The organism is Sphingobium ummariense RL-3 (assembly GCF_000447205.1).
Classification (GTDB): Bacteria; Pseudomonadota; Alphaproteobacteria; order Sphingomonadales; family Sphingomonadaceae; genus Sphingobium; species Sphingobium ummariense.
Map to the genome: position 1 here is coordinate 1 of NZ_AUWY01000043.1, position 8779 is coordinate 8779.

Consider the following 8779-nt stretch of genomic DNA (forward strand, 5'->3'; position numbering starts at 1 on the left):
CCCGCGACGAAGGCGCCGACCGCGCCGCCGGTCGCCGCGCTGCCACTCCAGGCGCCGTGCCAGATCTGCGCCAGCGCGGCGGGGATGGCGCCGGCGTGGAGGAGGAGGATCGCCGCGACGCCGACCAGATAGACCGCGACCTTGAGCGGGGTCAGCCGCTTGGCGACCTCCCCCAGCCAGGCCGCGCCGCCCAGCGTCACCAGCGCGACCGCGCCCGCCAGGAACACGCCATAGGCCCAGCCATTGGTGAGGCCGGTCACGACCTTGACCTGGGCGAAGCTCTGGTTGACCTGCACCATCGGGATCGCCCCGAACAGCGCGAAGAAGGCGTAGAAACCGCCGAGCACCAGCCCGACCTTCGGCCAGCCGCGCGCCGCGCCGACCGCCTTCAGCACATACATCGGCCCGCCATGGACGTGGCCGCGATCGTCGAAGACGCGATATTTGAGGCCCAGCGTCACCTCCGCCATCTTCACCGTCATGGCGAACCAGCCGATCACGAACATCCACAGGATCGCGCCCGGCCCGCCCATGGTGAGCGCCACCGCGACCCCGGCGATATTGCCGAGGCCGATGGTGCCGGACAAAGCGGTGGAGAGCGCCGCCCACTGGCTGACGTCGCCCTTCGCCTCGCCATGGCCGGGCTGGGTGCGGAGGATGCGCATCGCCCGCCCGACCTGGGTGACGTTGGGGAAGCCCAGCCAGATCGTGAAGAACAGCATGGGCAGCGCGAGGTAGAGGACGATCAGCTCGATCGGGGTGCCAAGCACCGGCAGCTTGAAGAACACGGCGCCCGAAAGGGCGTCGATGAACGCGTTGAAATTTTCCATCGGTGCGGGATGCAATGGCGCCGCGGCAAAGTCGATCGAGAAAAACTTGCCCTTTCCCCTTTCCCGCCCCGTTCGCGCTGAGTAGGGTCCGAGCTTGTCGAAGACCCGCATCGAAGGGTCTCGCGCAATCTGTCCTTCGATACGCCACTTCGACAGGCTCGGTGGCTGGTCAGGACGAACGGTTACGGGGTTGGCCTTAACGGTATGAGCAGGCAGTATTTCGGCACCGACGGCATTCGCGGCCGCACCAACCAGTGGCCGATGACGGCCGAGCTGGCGATGAAGGTGGGCATGGCCGCCGGCACCCATTTCCTGCGCGGCAGCCACCGGCACCGAGTCGTGATCGGCAAGGACACGCGCCTTTCCGGCTATATGGTGGAGAATGCGCTGGTCGCGGGCTTCACGGCGGTGGGCATGGACGTGGTCCAGTTCGGCCCGATCCCGACCCCCGCCGTGGCGATGCTGGCCCATTCGATGCGCGCGGACCTGGGCGTGATGATCTCCGCCAGCCACAACCCCTATGCCGACAACGGGATCAAGCTGTTCGGGCCGGACGGGTACAAGCTGTCGGACGCGGACGAGCTGAAGATCGAGGCGCTGCTGGGGCAGGACATCCCGCTCGCGCCCCCCAAGGACATCGGCCGCGCCCGCCGGGTCGAGGATGCGCGGGGGCGCTACATCCATGCGGTGAAGTCCAGCTTTCCCGCCGACCTGCGGCTCGACGGGCTGCGCATCGTGGTCGATTGCGCGAACGGGGCGGCCTATCAGGTCGCGCCCTCCGCGCTGTGGGAGCTGGGCGCGGACGTCGTCGCGGTCGGGGTCTCGCCCAACGGCACCAACATCAATGAGGGTTGCGGATCGACCGCGCCGCTGCTGTGCCAGGAGACGGTGGTGTCGTCCGGCGCGGACATCGGCATCGCGCTCGACGGCGACGCCGACCGGCTGATCGTGGTGGACGAGCAGGGCGAGATCGTCGACGGCGACCAGATCATGGCGCTGATCGCCGCGAATTTCGCGCGCGAAGGCACGCTGCGCGGCGGCGGGCTGGTGGCGACGGTGATGTCGAACCTGGGCCTGGAACGCTTCCTGGCGGGGCGCGGCATCGGCCTCGAGCGCACCAAGGTCGGCGACCGCTATGTGCTGGAGCGGATGCGCGAGGGCGGCTTCAACCTGGGCGGCGAGCAGTCGGGCCACATGATCCTGTCGGACTATGCGACGACCGGCGACGGCACGGTCGCCGCGCTGCAGGTGCTGGCCGCGCTGGTGCGATCCGGCAAGCCCGCGAGCGAGACGCTGCACCAGTTCGACCCGGTGCCGCAGCTGCTGAAGAACGTCCGCTTCGCCGGCGGCAGGCCGCTGGAGCATGACGAGGTGAAGCGCGTGATCGCGCAGGCCGAGGCGGAGCTGGAAGGCGCCGGGCGGCTGGTCATCCGTCCGTCCGGCACGGAGCCGGTGATCCGGGTGATGGCGGAAGGCGACAGCGCCGACCAGGTGCGCGACGTGGTCGACCGCATCTGCGCGGCGGTGGAGCGGGTGGCGGCGTGAGCGGTTTCCTGCTCCGTCATCCCAGCGAAGGCTGGGATCCCACTTCTTCGAAGGTGAAGAAGAAAAGCGAGATGCCAGCCTTCGCTGGCATGACGGGTGATGGTCATGCTTGAGATGCGGCCCGACTGCGAGCGCTGCGGCGTCGATCTGCCGGCCGATGCGCCGGGCGCGTTCATCTGCTCGTTCGAGTGCACCTTCTGCGCGCCCTGCGCCGAGGCGCTGGACGACCGCTGCCCCAATTGCGGCGGCGAGCTGATGGACCGGCCGACCCGCACGGGCAAGGCGCTGGCGAACAATCCCGCCTCCACGGAGCGCAAATTCCGGGGATGAAGCCGGCGCGCATCCTCATCATCGCCGGGTCGGACAGCGGCGGCGGCGCAGGCATTCAGGCGGACATCAAGACCGTCACGATGCTGGGCGGCCATGCCATGACCGCGATCACCGCGATCACGGCGCAGAACACGCTGGGCGTGCAGGCGGTGCATCCCGTGCCGACGGAGATGGTGCTGGCGCAGATCGACAGCGTCGTGTCCGACATCGGCGTCGATGCGGTGAAGATCGGCATGATCGGCAGCGCGGAGACAGCGGCGGCGGTGGCGGAGCGGCTGGCGATGCTGGAGGGCGTGCCGATCGTCTTCGATCCGGTCATGGTGTCCACCAGCGGTTCGGCATTGGCGGACGAAGCGACGATCGCGGCGTTCGAGCGGCTGATGGCGCTGGCGACGCTGGTGACGCCCAACATCCCGGAACTGGAAGCGCTGGGCGGGGAGGAGATCGCGATCCGCTTTGCCACCCATGTCCTGGCCAAGGGCGGGCATGGCGCGGGGCCGATGCTGACCGACCGGCTGATCGGGCCGCGCGGCGTCATGAAGGCTTGGAGCAATGCGCGGATCGACACGCCGCATACGCACGGCACCGGCTGCACGCTCGCCAGCGCGATCGCCGCCGGGCTGGGGCAGGGGATGGATCTGGTCGGGGCGGTCGAGCGGGGGCGCAAATATGTGCGCGAGGCGCTGTCGCTGGCGCCGGGGCTGGGGCAGGGCCACGGGCCGATGGGCGTGCCGCTGGGATTTTACGAACATGCCTGAGTCTGGGCCTGATTTCAGCCACGAGCTGCGCCATCATCCGGGCCTGGTCGCCGGGGTGGACGAGGCGGGCAGGGGGCCGCTGGCCGGGCCGGTGGTCGCCGCCGCCGTCATCCTGCGGCAGGAGGATTGCCCCGAGGGCCTGAACGATTCCAAGCAGCTGACGGCCGCGCGGCGCGCCGTGCTGGAGCGCGAGATCAAGGCGCGGGCGCTGTGCTGGGGGATCGGCGTCGCCAGCGTCGAGGAGATCGACGAGATCAACATATTGTGGGCGACGATGCTGGCGATGACGCGCGCGGTCGAGGCGCTGTCGAAAGACTGCGCCCATGTGCTGGTCGACGGGAATCGCTGCCCGCAATGGCGCTGGGCATCGACGCCGATCGTGGAGGGCGACGCCAAGTGCCTGTCGATCGCCGCGGCCTCGATCCTCGCCAAGGAGGCGCGCGACCGGATGATGGTCGCCGCCGCCGCCGACCACCCGCATTATGGCTGGGAAAGCAACAAGGGCTATGGCAGCCCGCATCACCTGAAGGCGCTGCGCGAGCATGGCCCGACCCCGCTGCACCGCAGGAGCTTCGCGCCGGTGGCGCAGCTGGTGCTGTTGTAGGGCGGGGCGGGAGCGGAAGGCGGGACGAGCCCCCGCACTCCCGGTGATTGCAGCGGTCGGCAATTGCCAAAAGCGGCACCATGGCTCGTCCTCTGGCGAGAATTGCGATCGCGGATGAGCCGATTGCCGGTGACGCATCCAGCGAGGATTGCGCCTTGGCATTCAGCGAAGTCGTGCCTAATGGTAACGGTCACACCGTAGCGAAGCGGAGGGGATTTCCATGCGGCAGATGCTCGCCTTGTTACTGTTCACGGGTCTGTGTGTCCTGTCCCAGCCCGGCAATGCCGCAAGCGCCTCCGCGCCCGGCCTCCCTCATTTCGAGCGGCGCGGCGAAGCGACCCAGTTGATCGTCGATGGCAAGCCGTTCCTGATCCTGGGCGGCGAGGTCAAGAACAGCAGCACCAGCAACCTCGACCATTTCAGCCGGAAATGGCCGCTGCTGGTCCGGGACAATCTCAACACCGTGCTGGTCCCCGTCGCCTGGGAAACGATCGAGCCGGTCGAGGGCCGGTTCGACTTCAGCAATGTCGACGGTCTGATCAAGGGCGCGCGCGACCATGACCTGCGGCTGGTCTTCCTCTGGTTCGGCACCTGGAAGAACACCTTTTCCAGCTATGTCCCGGCCTGGGTGAAGCGCGACCAGCAGCGCTTCCCGCGCATGCAGACCGCCGATGGCCGCGGCACGGAACGGATTTCCACCCTCTCTGCCGCCGCCCGTGATGCCGACGCGCGCGCTTTCGCGCAGCTGATGCGCCATTTGAAGGCCGTGGACGGCGCGCGCCAGACGGTGCTGATGGTGCAGGTCGAGAACGAGGTGGGTGTCATCCCCGAATCGCGCGACCACGCGCCCGACGCCGAAGCCGCCTTTGCCCAGCCGGTGCCGGCGGAACTGATGGCCTATCTGGCGGCGCATCGCGCGACGCTGAACCCGCAGCTGCGGGCCGCATGGGAGGCGGCAGGGGGACGGTCCACCGGCAGCTGGACCGAGGTGTTCGGGGAGGGCAGCATGACGGATTCGCTGTTCATGTCCTGGTCCTATGCCCGCTATATCGATCATGTCGCGGCCGCCGGCAAAGCCGAATATGCGCTGCCCATGTTCACCAACGCGGCGCTGATCCGCCCCAATTACGAGCCGGGCCAGTATAATTCGGGCGGCCCGCTGCCCTTTGCCATCGACCTGTGGAAGGCGGGCGCGCCCGCGCTCGATTTCCTCGCCCCCGACATCTATTTCGACGATTATGCCCATTGGGCGTCCGAATATCGGCGGCCGGACAATGTGCTGTTCGTGCCCGAAGCGCGCGGTGGCGCGACGGGAGCGGCGAACGCGCTTTATACGTTCGGCGCGCTCAAGGGCTTTGGCTTCTCCCCCTTCGGGATCGACGAGCGCGGCGTGCAGCTGGCGGGCGACCCCAGCGTCGGTCTGGGCACCGGCGGGGATGGTGACCCGGTGATCGGCGCGCTCTACGGCCAGCTGGAACAGATTGCGCCGCTGGTGTTGCAGAAGCAGGCGGAAGGAAAGATCGCCACCGTCATCATGGAAGGGTCGGCGCAGCGATCCGGCCGGGGTCGCATCGGCGACTATATGGTCAACATGGTCCGCGCCAGCGGACCGGACGGCAATGTCGATCCCGCGAGCCGGGTCGCGGCGATGTTCCTCCAGACCGGGCCGGACGAATTCATCGTCGTGGGCGCGGGCGACATGCAGATCGCCTTCACCACGGATCGCCCCGGGCCGCCGATCGTCGGCATCGAAAGCATCGACGAGCAGATTTTGAAGGATGGCGCGATGGTCGCCGGACGCCGGTTGAACGGGGACGAGAACGGTCAGGGCCAATCGCTGCGCCTGTCCTCGTCCGACGCCGCGGAAGCAAAGGTCTATCGCGTGCGGCTCTACCGCTACCGCTGATTGCCGACATTTCCGACGGATCTTGTCGGTCGGTTTGGCAGCGCGTGTCGGCGACGGCGGGAACGCCGCCTGTCCCAGGATGGCACCGGCGGTTCGTGGCGCTTTGCCGCATGGGACTGGTGCGGGCGGGGGTTATGGTTAAGAAAGTGTGAATGCGTTCCGCTTTCGTCGCCCCGCTGTTGATTGCCCTGTCTTCCCTTGCGTCGCCCGCGCCGGCGGCGACGGCCTCGGCGGGCACGCTGAAGCCCGGCGGCTATCAGTGGCTGGAGCAGGGGCCGTGGGACGGGCCGCTCTACATGATCATCAGCATCGAGAAGCAGATGGTGCATGTCTATGACGGCGACCGGCTGGTGGGCATGGCGAGCGTGTCGACCGGGATGAAGGGGCACCGCACGCCGGTCGGCGCCTATCCGGTGCTGCAGAAGCGGCAGTGGCACCGCTCCAACCTCTACAGCAACGCGCCCATGCCCTTCATGCAGCGGCTGACCTGGGACGGGATCGCGCTGCATGCCGGGCATAATCCCGGCTATCCGGCGAGCCATGGCTGCATCCGCCTGCCCTATGCCTTTGCGCGGCAGCTGTTCGCGATGACGCGGGTCGGCACGCTGGTCGAGGTGACGGCGGCGCGGCTGACCGCGGCGCTGCGGCTCGATCCGCTGGTAGCGAACGATCCGGGCGCGGCGATCGTGACCTTCACCCCCGGAAAGCGCGCCTATGCAAGCAGCGAGGCGCTGCCGCCGCCCGCCGGCGAGGAAGACGGCGAACCGATGCTGGAGATCGATCCGGCGGTGTTCGGGATGCGGCTGGGGCGATGAAATTATCCTATTTGGAACATTTAACTTGACATCGCAACGCTGATCTGGCACATATCCGGATATTGGGAATTGTGAGTCGCCGGGGGGCGGAGGGGCTGGTCCGACAAGGGCCGGCCCCTTTCGTTTGCGCGGGCGGCGGAAGGATGAATGGGGGTGACGCAGACGAGGGACGCATTGCGCGTGACGCGCGGGCCGCGCAGCGGTGGCGGGATCGGCGCGCAGAAGAAGCGGACGCGCCATGACGGATGGACGCAGGCGCGGATCAGGACTTTCATGGAGACGCTGGCGCACACCTGCAATGTCAGCGAGGCGGCGCGGCAGGCGGGCAAGAGCCTGACCAGCGCCTATGAGCAGAAGCGGCGCGACCCCGGCTTCGCCCAGGCGTGGGAGCAGGCGCTGGACATGGCCTATGACGAGCTGGAGACGCTGCTGCTGCGGCAGGCGCTGTTCGGCACCGAGCAGGAGGAGATCGTGCTGGACGGCGAGGGCGCGGTGAAGGGCCGGAAGGTCAAGCGCGCGGTGCCGCTGGCCGTGGGGCTGCGGCTGCTGCTGGCGCATCGCAAGGAGGTGCTGGAAAGCCGCGCCGCGCGGACGGGCGAGCGGCCCGACGGCGAGGATGCGGTGGCGCGGATCCATGCGGTGATGGCGGAGGTGCGGCGGAAGAGGGGGCTGGCGGGGAGCGGGTGATGGTGGTCGCTTCTCCATGATGGGGCCGTGGAGCAGATTGCCGTGACACGGTGATCGCACCCTTCGTTCGGCGGCGGGTTGGGCGATCCTCCGTCATCCCAGCGAAAGCTGGGATCTCACTTTTCTGTTCCTCGCGCAGGGCCAGAAGAAGGAAGAGAGATCCCAGCTTTCGCTGGGATGACGGTGGTGGATTTATGGCCGATCCCTGTCGCTGTCTTTCATTGCTTTGAAGGCCGGGAATAAGGCCCCCAGCGGCGGCGGTTCGGGTTTTTGGAATAGGGCGAGGCGCGATGCGGGTTTCCGACATGGAGTGGATGGCCGGGCGGCCCGCGCGGGAGCGGTTGCGGCTGCTCAAGGGGCTGGACGCGGCGTCGGCGCAGGCGCTGGCCTATCATTGGGAATGGACCGGGCGCGCGGCGCAGATGGCGCCGGAGGGAGACTGGCGGATATGGCTGTTGATGGCCGGGCGCGGTTTCGGCAAGACGCGGGCGGGGGCGGAATGGGTGCGCGCCATTGCGGAGGGCGACGGCAGCGCGCGGATCGCGCTGGTCGGCGCGACCTTGGGCGAGGCGCGCAGCGTGATGGTGGAGGGGCCTTCGGGGCTGCTGTCGGTCGCGCCCTGGTGGTGCCGGCCGGCCTTCGCTCCGGCGCTGCGGCGGCTGGTCTGGCCCAATGGCGCGAGCGCGATGCTGTTCGGCGCGGCCGATCCCGAAAGCCTGCGCGGGCCGCAGTTCAGCCATGGCTGGGCCGACGAGATCGCGAAATGGCCCGGGGGCGAGGCGGCGTGGGACAATCTGATGATGGGGATGCGGCTGGGGCGGGCGCCGCGCGTGGTGGCGACGACGACGCCGCGCCCGGTGTCGCTGGTGCGGCGGCTGGCGGCGCAGGAGGGCGCCGGCGTCGTCGTGAAGCGGGGGCGCACGGCGGAGAATGCGGCGCACCTGGCCGAAGGCTTCGTGGAGGCGATGGAGCGCGACTATGGCGGCACGCGGCTGGGACGGCAGGAGCTGGACGGCGAGCTGATCGGCGAGATCGAGGGTGCGCTGTGGACCCGCGACCTGATCGAGCGGTGCCGGGTGCGGCATGTGCCGGGGGGCGCGGGAGACGGCGCGCTGCTGTCGCGGGTGGTGATCGGCGTCGATCCGCCCGCTTCCGCGCATGGCGACGCCTGCGGCATCGTGGTCGTGGGGCTGGGCCGGGACGGGCGCGCCTATGTGATCGCCGATGCGAGCGTGTCGGGGCAGCGGCCCGAGGGATGGGCGCGCGCAGTCGCGGCGGCGGCGCTGGTGCACGATGCCGACCGG

General features: G+C 68.9%; 9 protein-coding genes. 8 read left to right on the forward strand and 1 reads right to left on the reverse strand.

Going from position 1 to position 8779, the window contains the following annotated elements:
* The coding region (locus tag M529_RS29795; RefSeq protein ID WP_031294504.1) for an alanine:cation symporter family protein at positions 1-830 on the reverse strand (830 nt) is incomplete at its 3' end.
* Between the two features lie 204 nt (positions 831-1034).
* On the opposite strand from M529_RS29795, the gene glmM reads away from it, so the two are divergent.
* The 8 genes from glmM to M529_RS29835 form a co-directional block, all read left to right on the forward strand.
* A complete protein-coding gene (glmM, locus tag M529_RS29800) occupies positions 1035-2375 on the forward strand; it encodes a phosphoglucosamine mutase (protein ID WP_021316911.1) in 1341 nt (446 codons plus the stop codon).
* A gap of 105 nt (positions 2376-2480) precedes the next feature.
* On the forward strand, positions 2481-2705 hold the full coding sequence (locus M529_RS29805; RefSeq protein WP_031294506.1) for a DUF1272 domain-containing protein: 225 nt from the start codon (positions 2481-2483) through the stop codon (positions 2703-2705).
* A complete protein-coding gene (gene thiD, locus M529_RS29810) occupies positions 2702-3463 on the forward strand; it encodes a bifunctional hydroxymethylpyrimidine kinase/phosphomethylpyrimidine kinase (protein WP_021316913.1) in 762 nt (253 codons plus the stop codon). Before M529_RS29805 ends, thiD begins: the two co-directional genes overlap by 4 nt.
* Positions 3456-4067, forward strand: a complete 612-nt coding sequence (locus tag M529_RS29815; protein ID WP_021316914.1) for a ribonuclease HII — start codon at positions 3456-3458, stop codon at positions 4065-4067. The genes thiD and M529_RS29815 overlap by 8 nt, the downstream gene beginning before the upstream one ends.
* A gap of 220 nt (positions 4068-4287) precedes the next feature.
* On the forward strand, positions 4288-5973 hold the full coding sequence (locus M529_RS29820) for a GH35 family beta-galactosidase (RefSeq protein WP_021316915.1): 1686 nt from the start codon (positions 4288-4290) through the stop codon (positions 5971-5973).
* Between the two features lie 152 nt (positions 5974-6125).
* The gene (locus M529_RS29825; RefSeq protein ID WP_021316916.1) at positions 6126-6788 is read left to right on the forward strand and encodes a L,D-transpeptidase family protein; all 663 of its coding nucleotides are present in this window, start codon (positions 6126-6128) and stop codon (positions 6786-6788) included.
* 153 nt (positions 6789-6941) lie between these two features.
* Entirely contained in the window at positions 6942-7475 is a 534-nt protein-coding gene (locus M529_RS50100) for a hypothetical protein (protein ID WP_201766329.1), read from the forward strand.
* A gap of 290 nt (positions 7476-7765) precedes the next feature.
* On the forward strand, positions 7766-8779 hold a 1014-nt coding region (locus M529_RS29835), incomplete at its 3' end, for a terminase large subunit domain-containing protein (RefSeq protein WP_021316918.1).

Coding starts and splice junctions, on each gene's coding strand:
- M529_RS29805 (WP_031294506.1), top strand. CDS start 2,481: ATGCTTGAGATGCGGCCCGACTGCGAGCGCTGCGGCGTCGATCTGCCG.
- M529_RS29825 (WP_021316916.1), top strand. CDS start 6,126: ATGCGTTCCGCTTTCGTCGCCCCGCTGTTGATTGCCCTGTCTTCCCTT.
- M529_RS29815 (WP_021316914.1), top strand. CDS start 3,456: ATGCCTGAGTCTGGGCCTGATTTCAGCCACGAGCTGCGCCATCATCCG.
- M529_RS29820 (WP_021316915.1), top strand. CDS start 4,288: ATGCGGCAGATGCTCGCCTTGTTACTGTTCACGGGTCTGTGTGTCCTG.
- thiD (WP_021316913.1), top strand. CDS start 2,702: ATGAAGCCGGCGCGCATCCTCATCATCGCCGGGTCGGACAGCGGCGGC.
- glmM (WP_021316911.1), top strand. CDS start 1,035: ATGAGCAGGCAGTATTTCGGCACCGACGGCATTCGCGGCCGCACCAAC.